Origin of the sequence: Herbaspirillum sp. SJZ106 (assembly GCF_006715495.1) — a bacterium.
In the GTDB taxonomy this organism is placed as follows: Bacteria; Pseudomonadota; Gammaproteobacteria; order Burkholderiales; family Burkholderiaceae_D; genus Herbaspirillum.
On sequence record NZ_VFNI01000001.1, the window covers coordinates 1,111,327 to 1,128,345 of the forward strand.

19 protein-coding genes are annotated in these 17,019 nt (G+C 62.0%); 10 read left to right on the forward strand and 9 right to left on the reverse strand.

What is annotated here, in order from left to right; translation table 11 throughout:
• Positions 1-5 precede the first annotated feature (5 nt).
• Both FB598_RS04865 and FB598_RS04870 read right to left on the reverse strand, forming a co-directional pair.
• Positions 6-551 carry a VOC family protein gene (locus FB598_RS04865; protein WP_141913242.1) on the reverse strand — a complete coding sequence of 182 codons (546 nt, stop codon included), beginning with the start codon at positions 549-551 and terminating at the stop codon, positions 6-8.
• Positions 552-625: 74 nt separating this feature from the next.
• On the reverse strand, positions 626-1,423 hold the full coding sequence (locus FB598_RS04870) for an inositol monophosphatase family protein (protein ID WP_141913243.1): 798 nt from the start codon (positions 1,421-1,423) through the stop codon (positions 626-628).
• A gap of 277 nt (positions 1,424-1,700) precedes the next feature.
• On the opposite strand from FB598_RS04870, the gene FB598_RS04875 reads away from it, so the two are divergent.
• Together FB598_RS04875 and FB598_RS04880 are read left to right on the forward strand one after the other, a co-directional pair.
• The gene (locus FB598_RS04875) at positions 1,701-2,537 is read left to right on the forward strand and encodes an RNA methyltransferase (RefSeq protein ID WP_141913244.1); all 837 of its coding nucleotides are present in this window, start codon (positions 1,701-1,703) and stop codon (positions 2,535-2,537) included.
• Complete coding sequence (locus FB598_RS04880) at positions 2,530-3,246, forward strand: pseudouridine synthase (RefSeq protein WP_141913245.1); 717 nt, start codon at positions 2,530-2,532, stop codon at positions 3,244-3,246. Before FB598_RS04875 ends, FB598_RS04880 begins: the two co-directional genes overlap by 8 nt.
• 114 nt (positions 3,247-3,360) lie before the next feature.
• Here the strand turns inward: FB598_RS04880 and hslO are convergent, their stop codons facing one another.
• Together hslO and FB598_RS04890 are read right to left on the reverse strand one after the other, a co-directional pair.
• On the reverse strand, positions 3,361-4,290 hold the full coding sequence (gene hslO / locus FB598_RS04885) for an Hsp33 family molecular chaperone HslO (protein ID WP_141913246.1): 930 nt from the start codon (positions 4,288-4,290) through the stop codon (positions 3,361-3,363).
• A gap of 61 nt (positions 4,291-4,351) precedes the next feature.
• Positions 4,352-4,876, reverse strand: a complete 525-nt coding sequence (locus tag FB598_RS04890) for a gamma carbonic anhydrase family protein (protein WP_141913247.1) — start codon at positions 4,874-4,876, stop codon at positions 4,352-4,354.
• Between the two features lie 135 nt (positions 4,877-5,011).
• Here FB598_RS04890 and FB598_RS04895 point away from each other — a divergent pair, with 135 nt between their 5' ends.
• Together FB598_RS04895 and FB598_RS04900 are read left to right on the forward strand one after the other, a co-directional pair.
• Positions 5,012-5,857: a ferritin-like domain-containing protein gene (locus FB598_RS04895; RefSeq protein WP_141913248.1), complete on the forward strand. Its 846-nt coding sequence runs from the start codon at positions 5,012-5,014 to the stop codon at positions 5,855-5,857.
• A gap of 149 nt (positions 5,858-6,006) precedes the next feature.
• Positions 6,007-6,354, forward strand: coding sequence for a hypothetical protein (locus tag FB598_RS04900; protein WP_141913249.1), 348 nt, complete (start codon positions 6,007-6,009; stop codon positions 6,352-6,354).
• Positions 6,355-6,438: 84 nt separating this feature from the next.
• Here FB598_RS04900 and FB598_RS04905 read toward each other — a convergent pair whose 3' ends face one another.
• The 5 genes from FB598_RS04905 to FB598_RS04925 all read right to left on the reverse strand — a co-directional run bounded on the left by FB598_RS04905 (position 6,439) and on the right by FB598_RS04925 (position 10,050).
• Positions 6,439-7,368, reverse strand: a complete 930-nt coding sequence (locus FB598_RS04905; RefSeq protein WP_141913250.1) for an alpha/beta fold hydrolase — start codon at positions 7,366-7,368, stop codon at positions 6,439-6,441.
• A 123-nt stretch (positions 7,369-7,491) separates the two neighbouring features.
• Positions 7,492-8,025 (reverse strand): RDD family protein, encoded by a 534-nt coding sequence (locus tag FB598_RS04910; RefSeq protein WP_141913251.1) that lies wholly within the window; start codon positions 8,023-8,025, stop codon positions 7,492-7,494.
• Between the two features lie 218 nt (positions 8,026-8,243).
• Positions 8,244-9,077: a DUF3106 domain-containing protein gene (locus FB598_RS04915; protein ID WP_370454624.1), complete on the reverse strand. Its 834-nt coding sequence runs from the start codon at positions 9,075-9,077 to the stop codon at positions 8,244-8,246.
• Positions 9,074-9,484, reverse strand: coding sequence for a DUF3619 family protein (locus FB598_RS04920; protein ID WP_141913252.1), 411 nt, complete (start codon positions 9,482-9,484; stop codon positions 9,074-9,076). Before FB598_RS04920 ends, FB598_RS04915 begins: the two co-directional genes overlap by 4 nt.
• Entirely contained in the window at positions 9,481-10,050 is a 570-nt protein-coding gene (locus FB598_RS04925) for an RNA polymerase sigma factor (RefSeq protein ID WP_141913253.1), read from the reverse strand. The genes FB598_RS04920 and FB598_RS04925 overlap by 4 nt, the downstream gene beginning before the upstream one ends.
• 550 nt (positions 10,051-10,600) lie before the next feature.
• Between FB598_RS04925 and FB598_RS04930 the strand changes: the two genes are divergently transcribed.
• The 6 genes from FB598_RS04930 (at position 10,601) to FB598_RS04955 (ending at position 16,985) form a co-directional block, all read left to right on the forward strand.
• Positions 10,601-12,319: an acetolactate synthase 3 catalytic subunit gene (locus tag FB598_RS04930; RefSeq protein WP_141913254.1), complete on the forward strand. Its 1,719-nt coding sequence runs from the start codon at positions 10,601-10,603 to the stop codon at positions 12,317-12,319.
• A 2-nt stretch (positions 12,320-12,321) separates the two neighbouring features.
• Positions 12,322-12,813, forward strand: a complete 492-nt coding sequence (ilvN, locus tag FB598_RS04935; protein WP_079214366.1) for an acetolactate synthase small subunit — start codon at positions 12,322-12,324, stop codon at positions 12,811-12,813.
• Between the two features lie 77 nt (positions 12,814-12,890).
• Positions 12,891-13,907: a ketol-acid reductoisomerase gene (ilvC, locus tag FB598_RS04940; protein ID WP_141911472.1), complete on the forward strand. Its 1,017-nt coding sequence runs from the start codon at positions 12,891-12,893 to the stop codon at positions 13,905-13,907.
• A gap of 801 nt (positions 13,908-14,708) precedes the next feature.
• On the forward strand, positions 14,709-15,482 hold the full coding sequence (locus FB598_RS04945; protein ID WP_141913255.1) for an SIMPL domain-containing protein: 774 nt from the start codon (positions 14,709-14,711) through the stop codon (positions 15,480-15,482).
• A 115-nt stretch (positions 15,483-15,597) separates the two neighbouring features.
• On the forward strand, positions 15,598-16,125 hold the full coding sequence (locus FB598_RS04950) for a vesicle formation protein (RefSeq protein WP_141913256.1): 528 nt from the start codon (positions 15,598-15,600) through the stop codon (positions 16,123-16,125).
• Positions 16,126-16,340: 215 nt separating this feature from the next.
• Complete coding sequence (locus tag FB598_RS04955) at positions 16,341-16,985, forward strand: phosphatidylserine decarboxylase (RefSeq protein WP_141913257.1); 645 nt, start codon at positions 16,341-16,343, stop codon at positions 16,983-16,985.
• The last annotated feature ends 34 nt before the right edge of the window (positions 16,986-17,019 follow it).

Consider the following 17,019-nt stretch of genomic DNA (forward strand, 5'->3'; position numbering starts at 1 on the left):
TTTCCTTATTTATTGCAGCGCTTGGCCAGCAACGCTTGCGAGCGGGCGCAAATCTCTGCGGTGCTGAGGTCTTCGATATGAGTGGCGATCGACCAGACGTGGCCGTAGGGATCGCGCAGCATGCCGGATCGGTCGCCGTAGAACTGGTCCTGCACCGCGCGCAACTGCGCCGCGCCGGCCGCGATGGCCTGGCCGAAGACGGCGTCGACGTCGCAAACGTAGACCAGCAGGCTGACGCCGGCCCCGCCCAGGGTTTGCGGGCTGACGAAACCCAGTTCCGGATATTCGTCGGCCAGCATCACGCGCGCGTTGCCGATCTGGATTTCGGCATGCCAGATTTTTCCGCCGGGGCCGTTCAGGCGCATGATTTCCGTGGCGCCGAAAGCGCGGCGGTAGAAGTCGATGGCGGCGGCGGTGCCATTGACGATCAGATAAGGCGTGACGCTGTGGTAGCCGGGAGGCAGCGCGTAGGGCGCGCTTGAGGTAGAGGTTGCGGGAGCGGTTGGGCTGGCGCCGGCAGGGATGGCCGGCTGGATGGGCTGGATGGGCATGTCGTCTCCTCGGCCGTCTCCCGCCGCGGCGGACGCCGTGTGCGGGAGAGGTTCAGGAGAGCAGTGTATGCAAATTAGGCGAATTCCGACAGCAGGTTGACCTGTTGCGAGAAGATTTTCGGGCTGCCGGCAATCACGTCGCCCTTGTAGAGGTAATCCGAGTCGCCCTTGAAGGTGCCGACGAGGCCGCCCGCTTCGGTCACCAGCAGCGAACCGGCGGCGATATCCCAGGGCTTCAGGCCCTTCTCGAAGAAGCCGTCCAGGCGGCCGGCGGCGACATAGGCCAGGTCCAGCGCGGCGGCGCCCGGACGGCGCAGGCCGGCGCTATGCTCGGTCATGACCTTGAACATCTTGACGTATTCGTTCAGGCCGTCCAGGTCGCGGAAGGGGAAACCGGTGCCGATCAGGGCGTCGGCGATCTTGTCGCGCTTGCCCACGCGGATGCGCTTTTCGTTCAGGTAGGCGCCGGCGCCCTTGGAGGCGGTGAACAGGTCGTTGCGGGTCGGGTCGTAGACCACGGCCTGCGTGATGATGCCGCGCTGCTGCAGCGCGATCGAGACGCAGTATTGCGGGAAACCGTGGATGAAGTTGGTGGTGCCGTCCAGCGGATCGATGATCCAGACGTTTTCGTTCTCGTCGTGCAGGTTGTCGGAAGCGCCCGACTCTTCAGCCAGGATGGCGTGGTCGGGGTAGGCGGTCTTCAGCACGTCGATGATGGCGTCTTCTGCGGCCTTGTCGACTTCGGTGACGAAGTCGTTGTGCGCCTTCTGGGTGACTTTCAGCAGCGAGACGTCGAACGACGCCCGGTTGATGACGGTTGCGGCGCGGCGGGCTGCCTTGATCGCCGTGTTGAGCATGGGTGGGATGATCATTCCGATGGTTCCGTTAAAATTGCGATGATCGATGCTGATGACCGCGTTGGTATCCGTCGACCCCGTCTCTCTTTTCGCGAATGCGTGTCCGAGGTATCCGGGAAATCACGGAAACGGCACGCCTGCGAATGAAAGTACAGCAGTGAAACGACACTGGCGACAGTGAAATTAATGAGCGATGCGCCGTCCGTGGCGGTATGCTTGCGGACTTGCCGAATTGCGGTGTGATGGCGTTTTGCCAACATCCGCATTTCAGGCGCGAATCCCGCTATTTTAAATGAACAAGCAAGAATCCGAACACTCTCTTTTCACCCGGCTGCGGTTTGTGCTGGTCAATACCAGCAGTCCGGGCAACATCGGCTCGGCCGCGCGGGCCATCAAAACCATGGGCTTTTCCGAGCTGGTGCTGGTCAATCCGCGCTTTCCCGACGCCGTGCATGAAGCCGAAGCCGTGGCTTTCGCCAGCGGCGCGCTGGACGTGTTGCAGAACGCGCGCGTGGTCGGCAGCGTCGAGGAAGCGTTGCAAGGTTGCAACTTTGCCGCCGCCGTGAGCGCCCGCCTGCGCGAATTTTCGCCGCCGGTGGTGACGCCGCGCGCGCTGGCCCGGCAACTGTCGCAAGACATCGGCCTGGACGCCGCGCTGCTGTTCGGCAACGAACGTTTCGGCCTGCCCAACGAGGTGGTGCAGACATGCCAGGCGCTGATCAACATCCCGGCCAATCCCGATTACTCCTCGCTGAACCTGTCACAAGCGGTACAGGTGCTGGCCTATGAATGCCGCATGACCGAGCTGGAGCTGCGCGGCGGCCCGATGCAAACCAGCGGTGACGCCCGCGCGCCGGGCGAGGTCGGGTTCCAGGGCAGCAGCGCCGGCGTGGCCGAGATCGAGGGCATGTTCGCGCATCTGGAGCAGGCGCTGGTGGCGATCGACTTCCTCAATCCCGACAATCCCAAGAAACTGATGCCGAGGCTCAAACGCATGTTCGCGCGCGCGCAACTGGAAACCGAAGAGGTCAACATCCTGCGCGGCATCGCGCGCCAGATCCTGGCGCCCAAGCAAGCCAAGGCCGGCGCGGCGGACAAGCCGGACGACGGAGGTACGCAGCATGGCTAAGCTGACCCTGGACCGCATCCTGCAATCGCAGGGCTTCGGCTCGCGCAAGTATTGCCGCGAACTGATCGAGGACGGCGAAGTGGCGGTCAACGGCGAAGTGGTGGACGACTACCGCGCCACGCCCGACACCGTCAATCTCACGCTGACCTTGTTCGACGAGGAGTGGGAATACCGCGAGCACGTCTACATCGTGCTCAACAAGCCGCCCAATTTCGAATGCTCGCGCAAGCCCAGCCACCATCCCGGCGTGCTGACCATCCTGCCGGAGCAGTTCACCTGGCGCGACGTGCAGCCGGTCGGCCGGCTCGACCACGACACCACCGGGATGCTGCTGATGTCGGACGACGGCAGCTTCATCCACGCGCAATCCTCGCCCAAGCGCCACGTGCCCAAGGTCTATGCGGCCACCACGGCCGAACCGGTGACAGACGCGCTGATCGCGCAACTGATGGCGGGCGTGCAGTTGCATGACGAACCGGCGCCGCTGGCGGCGTCGCGCTGCCGCCAACTGGGCGAGCATCTGCTGGAGATCGTGCTGGAGCAGGGAAAGTACCACCAGGTCAAGCGCATGCTGGCCGCGGCCGGCAACCATTGCAGCGCCTTGCGCCGCACCGCCATCGGCGGCTTGCAGCTGGATGCGCTGGAGTTGGAAGAGGGGGAGTGGTGTTACCTCGATGCGGAGCAGATGGCGCTGCTGGCGCCGGATTGATTGCAGCGGTATTCATGTCTTCGATACGCCGCTATGCGGCTACTCAGCCCGAACGGTAGCCAATAAAGTACCGTTCGGACTGAGTAGCGGCAACGCCGCGTATCGAAGGCGAAATTAGTGCCGCGCTTGCCCAGCCTCGCTGCTGCTCAAGGTGTCGGCAAACAACAGCGCGCAGTCCACCGCATCGAACTCGTAGTGCTGGCCGCAGAAATCGCAGTCAATGGCGAGCTTGTCCATTTGCGTCAGCGCTTCCTCGACTTCCTCGCGGCCCAGCATCTTGAGCATGTTGCCGACCTTTTCGCGCGAACAGGAGCAGTGGAAGCGCGGATGCGCCGGCTCGAACACGCGGATGGTCTCTTCCCAGAACAGGCGGTGCATCAGGGTGCTGATGTCGGTGGACAGCAGTTCCTCGCGGCGCAGGGTGTTGCCCAGCATGACGAAGTGGTTCCAGGTCTCCAGTTCGCTGCCTTCGGCCCTGGTGGTCGGCGCGTTGATGCCGCCTTCGCTGGGCAGCTTTTGCAGCAGCAGGCCGCGCGATACCTTGCCGTCGGCCGCCAGCCACAGCTTGGTGTCCAATTGCTCGGAGCGCAGCATGTAGTTTTCAATGACGGTGGCCACGCTGTCGCCGTCCAGCGGCACGATGCCCTGGTAGGGTTGCTGGCCGGGCAGTTTGTCCTTGGGGTCGAGCGTGATCACGAAGCGGCCGTGGCCGGTCGCATTGACCAGTTCGCTCAGCGTGGCTTCGTCGGCGATGGCGGCGCCATCGGCCAGCTTGGCGGTGGCGCGCAATTGCAGCTCGGAATCGCACTCCACCACCAGTAGCTTGATCGGGCCGTCGCCGTGGATCTGCATGACGATCATGCCGTTGAACTTGAGGTTGGCCGACAGCAGGGCCGATGCCGCCAGCATTTCGCCCAGCAGCGTCTTGACCGCGGCCGGGTAGTCGCGGCGGGCCTGCACCTGTTGCCAGGTGTCGGAAATCTCGACCAGCTCGCCGCGTACGGGTGCGTTGTCGACCAGGAATTTTTGCAGCGTATCTTTCATTCTTTCTTTCCAGGCAGCGCGCCGGCGCTGCCTTGTCAATGCCAGTCCAGGCGCGATGCGCTCAGGCGATGCGCTTGAGCTTGGCCTTGAACTGTTGCGCGCGCTCGACGTAGCTGTCGGTGCCGGCGTGCATGCGCGCGATATCTTCTTCGGAGAGCTGGCGCACGGCCTTGGCCGGGACGCCGATGATCAGCGAATTGTCGGGGAATTGCTTGCCTTCGGTCACCAGCGCGCCGGCGCCGACCAGGCAGTTCTTGCCGATTTGGGCGCCGTTGAGCACCACGGCCTGGATGCCGATCAGGGCGCCCTCGCCAATGGTGCAGCCGTGCAGCATGGCCTGGTGGCCGACGGTGACATTCTTGCCGATCACCATCGGATAGCCGATGTCGGTATGCAGCACCGCGCCTTCCTGCACGTTGCTGTTTTCGCCGATGGTGATCAGTTCGTTGTCGCCGCGGATGGCGACGTTGAACCAGACGCTGGAATGCGCTTCCAGCTTCACCTTGCCGACCACGGTCGACGATTCGGCCACGAAGGCGGTTTCGTGGATGTCGGGAATATCCTGCTCTAATTGGTAGATTGCCATAATAAAATCGTCTCCTCGTGTTGAACCCGCCTTTTGAATCGGCTTGTTTGCCGCTTGCGCCTATATGGTGGCGAAGCCGGCCTCATCAACCGCGTATTTTACCGTCCCTTGAAAGAAGCATCCTTGGATCACGCCTTGCCTTCACTTGAAATCCTTTCATTCACCGGCCTGCGCGCCGGCGCCCTGGTTTGCCTCAAAGAAACCCGGCCGGCGGCCAAATGCACGGCGGTCAAGGCCTTGCATGCGGCCTGGCATAACGATGGCCTGGCGCTGGAACAACAGGACGACCTGGCCGCCGACGACTGCGGCGACGGCATTCCGGGCCGTCCGGACAAGCCGGAGCTGGTGCCGCCGTTGCAAGTGAAGTCGCGCTCGATGCGCACGCCCGAGGGCCGCGCGGCGTTGATCCACGCATTGGCACATATCGAATTCAACGCCATCAACCTGGCGCTGGATGCGGTCTGGCGTTTTGCCGGCATGCCGCGCCAGTTCTATGCCGACTGGCTGCAGGTGGCGGCGGAAGAGGCTTACCATTTCTCGCTGCTGGCGGCGCATTTGCAGACGCTGGGCCATGCCTATGGCGATTTTACGGCCCATAACAGCCTATGGGACATGGCCGAGAAGACCCGCTTCGACGTGCTGGCCCGCATCGCCCTGGTGCCGCGCACGCTGGAAGCCCGGGGCCTGGATGCTGCGCCGCCGGTGCGCGCCAAGCTGGCCCAGGCCGGCGACCAGGCGGCGGCCGGAATCCTCGACATCATCCTGCGCGACGAGGTAGGGCATGTGCTGACCGGCAATCGCTGGTTCGCCTGGCTGTGCGAGCAGCGCGGGCTGGATCCGGTGCCTACCTTTGCCGAATTGTCGGCCCGTTACAAGGCGCCGCCGTTGCGCGGGCCGTTCAATCTGGAGGCGAGGAAGGCCGCGGGGTTTTCGGACGAGGAATTGCTGATGTTCAAAGATATGGCGGACGGGCGAGGTTGAGTGCGGCGGGATTGGGTCGGATGTTTTGTGAAAATCGCATGTTTTTGTATCGGGGCTTGTTTTCGTCGGCCGGCAATGCGATAACAGCCATGGTATTACTGCCGGGTTCGGCCCCATCGAGGGATTTCATTTCAGGAAAGGGTGACACTATGAAGACCATGTCCAAACTGTTGTTCGGCCTGGCGGCCGCGGGCGCTGCCGTTACGCTGCTGGCCGCATGCCAGAAGAAGGAGGAAGCCGGCCCGGCCGAAGCGCTGGGCAAGCAGATCGACAGCGCCGTGCAGGAAGCCGGCAAGCAGGTCGAGCAGGCGACCGACAAGGCCAAGGAGCAGTCCGCGGATACCGGCAGCAAGCTGGGCGAGGCGGTGGACCAGGCCAAGGCCGATGCCCAGTCCGCCTATGAAAAGACCAAGGAAGGCGCCAAGGAACTGACGCAAAAAGCTGGCGAGAAGATGGAGGAGGCCGGCCAGAAGATCCAGGAGGCGTCCAAGAAGTAAGCTTGCTTTGCGCCGGCAAGGCGGTAAAAACCAGAAGCCTCCCGATTGTTCTCCGGAGGCTTTTTCATTTCCCGGGTCGGGGCGTTAATCCTGCGCGCTGTGGATTTCTTCGATCACCATCTGCTGTATCGACGGCTCCAGCGCCAGCGCGACATGGCCGATGCCCGGCACCGCGATATTGCGGGCGCCCGCCAGGTGGGCCGAGCTTTGCGGCGAGATGATGTTGTCATGATGCGAATAGATGGAAACGATGGCGCCCAGCGCCTCGGCCTCCTCGGTGGCGGCCAGTCTTTGCAGCCATTCGCTGCTGCGGCCTTCTTCGTAGCGTCCCAGCCAGTTCATCTCGCCGCAGTTGATGCCGATGCCGAAGTTGGCAATGGCGGTTCCATGGTGCGGCGTGCCCAGCGTGACCACCTTGGCAATATGCGTGGTGCCGTGGTCGCGCAGGTAGGCGCGCGCGGCCAGGCCGCCCATGCTGTGGGCGACGATGACGATCTTCTTTTGCCCGGTCTCGGCCTGCACGCGCCTGACGGCGGCGTTGACCAGCGGCGCATAGCCGTCGATGCTGCCGAACACCGGTTCCATGTCCAGCGCGTAATGGGTGATGTGGGCTTCGCGCAGGGCCAGGCTCATCCAGCGCCAGTAGCCGCTGTTGCAGCCGTAGCCGTGGATCAGCAATACCGGCAGGGAGGTGGTGTCGGGATAGGTGAACTGGTCGAAGCGCAGGAAGGGCATCGCCCATGAGGAACAGAGCATGGTGGCGCGGTATTCGCGCAGGAACAGCTTGCCGATTTGCAGCCAGGTGATTTCGATCAGGTTCGAGGTGCGGCCGCGATAGGGCCAGGTCAGGAAGAAGCTGTTGGCGGTGACCTGCGCGCGCAGCAGCAGCACGATGCCGATGCCGCCGAGTGCGGCCAGCGCAATGGGCCAGTCGAAATGCCGCAACAGGAAGTAGAGCAGAACCGCGATGCCAAGCTGGATCAGGAGCAGGGTTCTGGAAATGCGGGAAATCATGCGTGGCAGGGTCCGATGCGGTCAGGGAAAGCGGACATACAGGAAAAATGCGTTTGCGCAGAGCATAGCAGAGCCCCGTGTCGGATCCATGACGCTATGCCGGCCGGGAGCGCCTATGTGCGCCTATGTGTTTTTCGCATCGGCGGCGCCGGCGGCGGCCCTGGATTGGGTTGGCGGGGTGGCGTTGACCAGCCGCGTGCCGGCGATCCTGTCATGCAGGAACTGGCGCTGCGGATCGAGATAGACCGTCAAGGCCCAGAGCAGCAGATTGCCGGCCGGGATCAGCACCAGCATCCAGTGCTGGTCGCGCATGGTCGATGCCAGCGCCAGCCCGGGCAGCACCCACAGCCAGGCCAGCAGGAAGCGCAAGGTAGCGCGCCAGATGCCGACCGGCCGGCCCGAGAGATCCACCAGCTTGAAACGCCAGGTCTTCATCGCCAGGGTTTGTCCGCCATGCAGCCAGAACCAGATGAAATAGGCTGCCAGCACCAAGAACAGCCAGGCTTCAAGCGCATGGCGCAGATAGAGCGCGTGGCGCTGTTGCAACAAGGTCGAGAACAACCAGCCCGACATGAACAGGACGCCGAACAGCAGCATGGATTCGTACAGCATGCTGCTGAGGCGGCGGCGCAGCGAAGGCGTGGTCATGTCCTGCATGGTGTCTCGGTATTGGGAGTTGTTGTATTGGCCTCTACGGCACATGGGCGTGGCAGGCGATAGCGATCCTGCCGCTGCCATGGTGTGCCAGATGGTAATGCAATCGGCGGGGCTTGCCTACCGGCAGGATTGCTGGAAAGCCAGGGGACGCCACGGCGAGGCAGGCGTTGGCAGGGGGATGCCGCGGCCAACAGGCTACAGCCAACGGCACGGGAGGCTTACTTGCTCTCGGCAACCGTGGTTGAGGCGGGCACCACGACGCCCGGGGGCACGGCCGGCAAGCCAGCCCCCTGTGCCTGGGCGGGGAGCATCACGCCAGGTTGCGGCGGCGCCTGCGAACCGGGGGCGAGCGCTGGGGCCGCGGCCGGCGGCAATGGACGGTCCAGCGCCTCTGCCGGCAACTGGATGGTGGGGGCTGCATTACCTGGCGCGGAAGGCAGCTTGGCAACTCGCTTGGGCAACTTGGCTTGCGCCAGTTTTTTCTTTTGCTCGGCGGAGAGTTGCTGGTATTTGTTCCATTGCTCGTTCTTTTCTTCGGCATCGAGCTTCTTGGCGCGGGCATAGTTGGTGCGTGCCGCGCTGCGTTGTGCCGGGGTCAGCTTGACCCAGTCGCGCATGCGCTCATGCAGGCGCTGCTGTTCTTCCGGCTTCATCTTGGTGAATTTTTTGCCGATCGCCAGCCATTTTTCCTTCTGGAGGTCACTCATCTTCACCCATTCGCCGGACAACGGTTCGAGGGCTTGTTGCTGCGGCGCCGACAGGGCAGCCCATGCGAGCCTGTTGTCGGGTTTCTTGCCTGACGACTTGGCGCCGGCTTTGGCCGGCGGCGGCAAGTGCGCGCTCGGAGGCGTTGCCGCAGGCGCTTCTGCCTGGGGCGTTGCTGCAGGCGCTGTCGGCACGGTTGCCGGAATGGCCGGAGTTGCAGCGGGAGCGTTTTGCGCTGATGTCCAAGAGCAGGTCAATCCGCCGGCCAGCATCGCCAGCGCCAGCGCAATGCGCCAGCGGCGGCAAGGTGCGGCGGCGAGGATGCCGATGGCGTCGCGCATGGTCATTGGCCTTTTTCCGCCAGATAGGCGTTGAAGCCGTGGTCCAGGTAGGCCGACAGCGGCAGTTCGTCCGACAGGACGGCCGCGTCGATCTCGGCCAGGTCGGCCACGCGCTTGGCATTCTCATGCTGGTAGATGCCGGCGAACAGGATGATGCCGGCCAGGAGCGGTATGGCCACGCCCAGGCGGCCGAGCCAGGAGGGGCGGCCGGACGGCGCCGATCCGCCGATGCCCGGGGCGCCGGCAAAGACAGGTTGCTCCACGCGCACCGCGAAGGGGGCTTTTTTCTTGCGGGCGAGCGCCACGCGGCGGGCCGCCGCCAGGCTTTGCAGGGTATCGTCGGACAGGTTGTCCAGGTTGGCGTCGAGCGCCATCTTCACCTTATAGGCGAATTGCAGTTCCTTGTTGTTCATAGTGTGATTCCTTTGGCTCTCAGAGCTTGAGCCAGCGCATGGGTTGCGCGAGAGCAATGGGTTTTGACGCTGCCTTCGGAGCAACCCATGGCGGCGGCCGTTTCGGCCACGTCCATGTCCTGCCAGTAACGCATCAGGAACGCTTCCCGTTGACGCGTCGGCAGCTTTTGGATTTCGGCATCGATCAGCATCAGCGTCTGCTCGCGCTCGACCTTGTCGGCGCTGGACTCGGCGGCTTCCGAGCCGTCCTGCGCTTCGAAGCTTTCGAGGACGTCGAAATCCTCCTGTCCCTCGCTGTCGCCGCCGAAGCTGGAAAACAGGCTGACCCAGGTGTTGCGTACTTTTTCGCGGCGGAAGAAGTCGTGGATGGTGTTCTGCAGGATGCGCTGGAACAGCATCGGCAGTTCGTCCGCAGGCTTGTCGCCGTATTTCTCGGCGAGCTTGATCATTGCATCTTGAACAATGTCCAACGCGGCTTCGTCCTTGCGTACGGCATACACCGCCTGTTTGAAGGCGCGGCGTTCGACATTTTCAAGAAAATCGGAGAGTTCTTTGTCAGTTGCCATGCAGTGCGGTTGCCGAGGGCGGACGGCCGGAAATGATCGATCGGAAACAGACCGTCATCCGGCGGGGAAATGCGGGAGAACGCAAAAATTTGTCAAAAAAGCAGACCGAATCCTAGCAAAAATGGCCCTATTTGTCGTGATGTTTCTCTGCAAATGCCTCTGGAATGCGCGTGTTGGAGCAGTTTTCAGAGGATTTTGCTTGACCAAAATGATGCAACGCATTACTGTTTGTCTCCCGCCTCACACACTTGGGGCGTTTTATGTTCTTTGTCGGTGCTTCACATAAGGTCGTGCCGGTTCAAAGACGCGCTTTGATTAAAAAAAGCTTGTTTGTTCTAACCCGTGCCACAAGCGCGAGGGATCAGTAGAAGTCCATCTTGTACCAAGGCTGAACGAGTCGCGTTGAGCGGCATTTCGAACCTCACTACGGTTGGGGCGCAGAAATGGCGTGACCGCACAAAAAAGGGAAGCCAACGGCAGGCAGACGACTGCGATTCCGTCAGGAGAGAACATCCGATCAATTTCCAATGGACCTTGAAAGGAAGCAGTAATGAGTTCTGAGCAGATTTCCGGCGCGGATATACTCGTCCGTTGCCTGGCCGAAGAGGGCGTCGAACACGTGTTCGGCTATCCCGGTGGCGCCGTCCTTTACATCTACGACGCAATTTTCAAGCAAGACAAATTCCAGCACATCCTGGTTCGCCATGAACAGGCCGCGGTGCATGCCGCCGACGCGTATTCGCGCAGTTCGGAAAAGGTGGGCGTGTGCATCGTCACCTCCGGCCCCGGCGTCACCAATGCGGTGACCGGCCTGGCGACCGCCTACATGGATTCGATTCCCATGGTGGTGATCTCCGGCCAGGTGCCGTCGACTGCCATCGGCCAGGACGCCTTCCAGGAGTGCGACACCGTCGGCATCACCCGTCCCTGCGTCAAGCACAACTTCCTGGTCAAGGATGTGAAGGACCTGGCGGAAACGATCAAGAAGGCGTTCTTCATCGCCACCACGGGTCGTCCGGGTCCGGTGCTGGTGGACATCCCCAAAGACATCACGATGCATACCTGCGCCTTCGAATATCCGAAGAGCGTCGAGATGCGTTCGTACAAGCCGGTCGACAAGGGCCATTCGGGCCAGATCCGCAAGGCGCTGCAACTGCTGCTGTCGGCCGAGCGCCCGATGATCTACACCGGCGGCGGCATCATCCTGGCCAACGCGGCTCCCGAACTGAACAAGCTGGTCGATCGCCTGGGCTTCCCCTGTACCAACACGCTCATGGGGCTGGGCGCCTACCGCGCCTCGAGCGACAAGTTCGTCGGCATGCCCGGCATGCACGGCACGTACGAGGCCAACATGGCCATGCAGCACTGCGACGTGCTCATCGCCATCGGTGCCCGCTTCGACGACCGCGTGATCGGCAACCCCAAGCACTTTGCATCGAACGCGCGCAAGATCATCCATATCGACATCGATCCCTCGTCGATCTCCAAGCGCGTCAAGGTCGACATCCCCATCGTCGGCAACGTCAAGGACGTGCTGCAGGAACTGCTGGCCCAGCTGGATGCCACGGAGACCAAGCCCAACGGCGCCGCGCTGGACAACTGGTGGAAGCAGATCAACAAGTGGCGCGAGCGCGACTGCCTGAAGTTCGCCACTTCGGATGAATTCATCAAGCCGCAAGCGGTGGTGCAGAAGGTCTGGGAAGTCACCAAGGGCGACGCCTTCATCACTTCCGACGTCGGCCAGCACCAGATGTGGGCTGCGCAATACTACGGTTTCGACAAGCCGCGCCGCTGGATCAACTCCGGCGGCCTGGGCACCATGGGCGTGGGCCTGCCGTACGCCATGGGCGTGCAGAAGGCCAACCCGGACGCGACCGTCGCCTGCATCACCGGCGAAGCCTCGATCCAGATGTGCATCCAGGAACTGGCGACCTGCAAGCAATACCACCTCACGCCCAAGATCATTCTGCTCAACAACCGCTTCCTGGGCATGGTGCGCCAGTGGCAGCAGATCGATTACGGCTCCCGTTATTCCGAGTCCTACATGGATTCGCTGCCCGACTTCAACAAGCTGGTCGAGTCGTATGGCCACGTCGGCATGAAGATCGAGAAGCCGGGCGATGTCGATGGCGCGCTGCGCGAAGCCTTCGCGATGAAAGACAGGCTGGTCTTCATGAACTTCATTACGGATCAAACCGAAAACGTCTGGCCGATGGTCAAGGCGGGCAAGGGCTTGACTGAAATGCTGTTGGGTTCGGAGGATCTTTAATCATGCGCCATATCATTTCTGTACTGCTGGAAAACGAAGCCGGCGCATTGTCCCGTGTCGTGGGCCTGTTCTCCGCGCGCGGCTACAACATCGAAACGCTCACCGTTGCACCCACCGAAGACCCGACCCTGTCGCGCATGACCATCGTGACCTCCGGTTCGGACGATGTGATCGAACAGATCACCAAACACCTGAACCGCCTGATCGAGGTGGTGAAGGTCGTCGATCTGACGGAAGGCGCGCACATCGAGCGCGAACTGATGCTGATCAAGGTGCGCGCAGTGGGCAAGGAGCGTGAAGAGATGAAACGGACGGCGGATATCTTCCGCGGCCGCATCATCGATGTCACCGAAAAGACCTACACGATCGAGCTGACCGGCAACAAGAGCAAGCTGGACGCCTTCATCGACGCCATGGACCGCACCGCGATCCTGGAAACGGTCCGTACCGGCGGCTCCGGCATCGGCCGCGGCGAACGGATCCTCAAGATCTGAGCGGCCGCAGCGCCAGTACGCAAGAACCCTCATTCAAGCATTGAGTTATTCAGTTATCTAAGAACATAGGAAAAATCATGAAAGTTTTTTACGACAAAGACGCAGACCTGTCCCTGATCAAGAACAAGAACGTGACCATCATCGGTTACGGTTCGCAAGGCCACGCGCACGCGCTGAACCTGAAGGATTCGGGCTGCAAGGTCACCGTGGGCCTGCGCAAGGGCGGCGCCTCGTGGAGCAAGGCCGAGAAGGCCGGCCTGAAGGTGGCGGAAGTCAACGACGCGGTCAAGGAAGCCGACGTCATCATGATCCTGCTGCCGGACGAGAACATCGGCCAGGTCTATGCCGAAAACGTCGCGCCGTACGCCAAGCAGGGCGCCACCGTGGCGTTCGCGCACGGCTTCAACATCCACTACGGCCAGGTTGTGCCGCGCGCCGACCTGGACGTGATCATGATCGCCCCCAAGGCCCCCGGCCACACCGTGCGTTCGACCTACAGCCAGGGCGGCGGCGTGCCGCACCTGATCGCGGTGTACCAGGACAAGTCGGGCACCGCGCGTGACGTGGCCCTGTCGTACGCCACCGCCAACGGCGGCGGCCGCGCCGGCATCATCGAAACCAACTTCCGCGAAGAGACAGAAACCGACCTGTTCGGCGAACAGGCCGTGCTGTGCGGCGGCACCGTGGAACTGATCAAGGCCGGTTTCGAAACGCTGGTGGAAGCCGGCTACGCGCCGGAAATGGCCTACTTCGAATGCTTGCACGAACTGAAGCTGATCGTCGACCTGATCTACGAAGGCGGCATCGCCAACATGAACTACTCGATCTCGAACAATGCAGAGTACGGCGAATACGTGACCGGCCCGCGCATCATCAATGAAGAGAGCAAGAAGGTCATGAAGCAAGTGCTGACCGACATCCAGACCGGCGAATACGCCAAGAGCTTCATCCTGGAAAACAAGGCGGGCGCGCCGACCCTGCTGTCGCGTCGTCGTATCAACGCCGAGCACCAGATTGAAGTTGTGGGCGAGAAGTTGCGCGCCATGATGCCCTGGATCAAGGCTAACAAACTGGTTGACCAGACTAAGAACTAATACCGGCTCTAATCGCGACCGGCGGCATCATGACAGGACGCGCTTGCAAGCGCGTCCTGGGCAGGCCGGCGCGAAGCGGTGCTTCGCGAAACCCCGGCCAGCCTGCCTTGGATTAAAGCCAACAAATTGGTCGACCAGACCAAGAACTAATACCGGCTCTAGTCGCGACCGGTAGCATCATGGCAGGACGCGCTTGCAAGCGCGTCCTGCATTGGATCAAGGCCAACAAGCTGGTTTAGTCGCAAAAAAAAGTAAAGGACGCTTCTGCGTTAATGCCGTTCAGTTAAGCGCTGAACGGCATTTTTGTTTGTGGAGTCCAGATTCCGTTCGCCCTGAGTAGCTGCGCAGCAGCGTATCGAAGGGCAGGCAAGAGCGCCAACGGTGACACGCTGGCTTCGATACGGCCCTGGCGGGCCTACTCAGCCCGAACGGGGGCCGTGAAATTGGTCGGCCAGACCTAGAGCTAACGTTGGTCTGCTCGCAGGACAAAAGGAAAGGACGCTTCGGCGTCCTTTTTTTCTCAGGTGCGGCTGAAGCGGTATCGGCCTGATATCAACATATATCAACATATCATCGGATGATGGTGCTCCCGGCAGGTCTTGAGGCAAAATGCGAAGGCGGGGGAGATGTCGTCAGGGCAATAGGGGGCTGCCCCGACAACATCCTGGTATCCGCCGTTACGCCTTGTTGCATACGAAGCAAGAACTAAATGCGAAGCGAGATCGTCGAAGTGCCGGGGTCGATGGTGCCGATGCGCATCATGCGGAACCCGCTCCACCAACAACACCAAGCGAGGACAACATGACAACTACCCGCAAACTGATGCTCGGCGCCGCACTGGCGACCGCATGCATGGCCGTACAGGCGCAGGCCATCCAGACCACCGGCAGCATGGTGGTGGTGCCGGCCACCGGCGAATTGAGCGTGCCCAATGACCAGGCGCGCGTGACGCTGCAGGTCGAGGAGCAGGACAAGGACAAAACGGCGGCCGCTTCGCGCGTGAACCAGAAGATGAAGCAGGGCATCGACATCATCAAGCGCCAGGATCCGCAGGCTACGCTCAAGAGCTACGGCTATTACACCTATGCCATCTATGCCGAACCGCAGCCGGTGACGCCGCCACAGCCGCGCGCCGCCGCCAAGGCGCGCCCCATCGTCGGCTGGCGCGTCGGCCAGTATCTGGAAGTGGTGACGCAGAACCTGGCCGGCCTGCCCAAGACGGTATCGTCGGCACAGAGCCTGTTGAGCCTCAACGGCCTGCAGTTCGGACTGAGCCCGGCTGCGACCAAGAAGCTGGATGCAGCGCTGTTTGATGCCACCTACAAGAACCTGGAAGAGCGCATCGGCTTCATCGCCGCTTCCATGCATCGCACGCCGTCGGATGCGGTGCTGGAGACGCTGGATTTCGAAGGTTCCGGCAACTACGCGGGCAACGACCGGCCGATGGCGCCCAAGGCAGCGATGATGATGCGCTCGGACATGGCGCCGGAGGCGGCATCGGTGGCCGAACCCAGCTTCGAACCGGGTGAATCCACGGTCGGCATGCGCCTGGTCGGCAAGGTGCGCTTCAAGTAAGCGGACGCATCGTCCACAATCCATTGCCTCGGCCATGACATGCTGGCCAGGCGCCACAGGAAGGGAGGCTATAATCGGCCTCTTTTCCGTTTTTAGGGCCCCCATCATGCGGGTAATGAAGAATCTCTCCGCGTTCCTGGCAACCGGCCTGTTGTCGGCCGGGCTGGCGCATGCCGACATCTGCGCGGACATGGGCGCCATCTACAGCCAGTCGCAATCCCATTTCGATGGCTGGAAAAAGGAGGCCACGGAAGGCACGGAGGGCGCCAGGAAGGAATACGGTTCCAGCTTCCAGCTCGACGGCGCGCGCAGTTGCGCCATCAGCGGCGACTCTGCCGGCTATTCCTGCATCTGGCGTTTGGCCACGCCGGCCGAACTGGGCCAGGCCTACCAGCGCATGGTGGACGGGATCAAGGCATGCCCGCCTTTGTTGAAGCAAGCGCCGGGCATCATCAATGACAAGCCTCAAGAGCGCCTCCAGGGCAATCTGCGGCGAGCCATGGAAGTGACCGGTTTCGATTATGGCGATGCAGGGGTGGTCGTGATGGTGGGGCAGATGCAGGTCACCAGTATCCAGTCCGGCACCAATGTATCGCGCAATGAGTTGAAGTTCTCCTTCGTGCGGGCTGCGGCGCGTCCCTGATCCGTATCGCTACGGCAGGCAGCCGGGCACGTGCTGCATTGTGCGTGCCGGGGGCGCGCGCGAAATGCCGGCCGATCTCACGCAAACAATAGTAAATCCGGCTGCAAAGCCCGTTCTTTGCGTCCGTTGGAGCCGCATTTCGTTGCATTTGGCAAGGGCTGGACTAGAATAAGCACGCTTTTACTTTTGAAATTTCCGCGATCATTGGAGCAACATTGAACAATAACCACTATCCCCATCCCATTATCGCCCGTGAAGGCTGGCCGTTCCTGACGATCGCCGTCGTGGTGGCACTGCTGACGACCTTCTTTTGCGGCGCCTGGTCGCTGCCCTTGTGGATCATCGCGCTGTTCGTATTGCAGTTCTTCCGCGACCCGCCGCGCGTGATCCCGCAGCAGGCCAATGCCGTGCTGTCGCCGGCGGATGGCCGTATCGTGGTAGTGGCCCGTGCCCATGATCCCTATACCGACCGTGAAGCGCTGAAGATCAGCGTGTTCATGAACGTGTTCAACGTCCACTCCAACCGTGCGCCGGTGGATGGCAAGATTGAGACCGTCCAGTATTTCCCCGGCAAGTTCGTCAATGCCGACCTCGACAAGGCATCGCTGGAAAACGAACGCAACGCGCTGGCCATTACGACCACCGCCGGCCACAGCGTGACCTGCGTGCAGGTCGCCGGCCTGATCGCGCGCCGTATCCTGTGCTACGTGAAGGCCGGCGACGTGCTGGCGCGCGGCCAGCGCTATGGTTTCATCCGCTTCGGTTCGCGCGTGGATGTATATTTGCCGCTTAGCGCCACGCCCAAAGTCACCGTCGGCGAAAAGGTCTCGGCCACCGAAACCATTCTGGCCGAACTCTGACTTTCCGGTGATCGCTCCGCGCGGAGCCGCTTTT

What these genes read in the sequence shown, in the direction of transcription:
- hslO (WP_141913246.1), bottom strand. Translation starts at nt 4,290, where the DNA reads ATGAAAGATACGCTGCAAAAATTCCTGGTCGACAACGCACCCGTACGC.
- FB598_RS04875 (WP_141913244.1), top strand. Translation starts at nt 1,701, where the DNA reads ATGAACAAGCAAGAATCCGAACACTCTCTTTTCACCCGGCTGCGGTTT.
- FB598_RS04880 (WP_141913245.1), top strand. Translation starts at nt 2,530, where the DNA reads ATGGCTAAGCTGACCCTGGACCGCATCCTGCAATCGCAGGGCTTCGGC.
- FB598_RS04910 (WP_141913251.1), bottom strand. Translation starts at nt 8,025, where the DNA reads ATGCAGGACATGACCACGCCTTCGCTGCGCCGCCGCCTCAGCAGCATG.
- FB598_RS04890 (WP_141913247.1), bottom strand. Translation starts at nt 4,876, where the DNA reads ATGGCAATCTACCAATTAGAGCAGGATATTCCCGACATCCACGAAACC.
- ilvN (WP_079214366.1), top strand. Translation starts at nt 12,322, where the DNA reads ATGCGCCATATCATTTCTGTACTGCTGGAAAACGAAGCCGGCGCATTG.
- FB598_RS04945 (WP_141913255.1), top strand. Translation starts at nt 14,709, where the DNA reads ATGACAACTACCCGCAAACTGATGCTCGGCGCCGCACTGGCGACCGCA.
- FB598_RS04870 (WP_141913243.1), bottom strand. Translation starts at nt 1,423, where the DNA reads ATGATCATCCCACCCATGCTCAACACGGCGATCAAGGCAGCCCGCCGC.
- FB598_RS04915 (WP_370454624.1), bottom strand. Translation starts at nt 9,077, where the DNA reads ATGACCATGCGCGACGCCATCGGCATCCTCGCCGCCGCACCTTGCCGC.
- FB598_RS04900 (WP_141913249.1), top strand. Translation starts at nt 6,007, where the DNA reads ATGAAGACCATGTCCAAACTGTTGTTCGGCCTGGCGGCCGCGGGCGCT.
- FB598_RS04865 (WP_141913242.1), bottom strand. Translation starts at nt 551, where the DNA reads ATGCCCATCCAGCCCATCCAGCCGGCCATCCCTGCCGGCGCCAGCCCA.
- FB598_RS04930 (WP_141913254.1), top strand. Translation starts at nt 10,601, where the DNA reads ATGAGTTCTGAGCAGATTTCCGGCGCGGATATACTCGTCCGTTGCCTG.
- FB598_RS04950 (WP_141913256.1), top strand. Translation starts at nt 15,598, where the DNA reads ATGAAGAATCTCTCCGCGTTCCTGGCAACCGGCCTGTTGTCGGCCGGG.
- FB598_RS04920 (WP_141913252.1), bottom strand. Translation starts at nt 9,484, where the DNA reads ATGAACAACAAGGAACTGCAATTCGCCTATAAGGTGAAGATGGCGCTC.
- FB598_RS04925 (WP_141913253.1), bottom strand. Translation starts at nt 10,050, where the DNA reads ATGGCAACTGACAAAGAACTCTCCGATTTTCTTGAAAATGTCGAACGC.
- FB598_RS04905 (WP_141913250.1), bottom strand. Translation starts at nt 7,368, where the DNA reads ATGATTTCCCGCATTTCCAGAACCCTGCTCCTGATCCAGCTTGGCATC.
- ilvC (WP_141911472.1), top strand. Translation starts at nt 12,891, where the DNA reads ATGAAAGTTTTTTACGACAAAGACGCAGACCTGTCCCTGATCAAGAAC.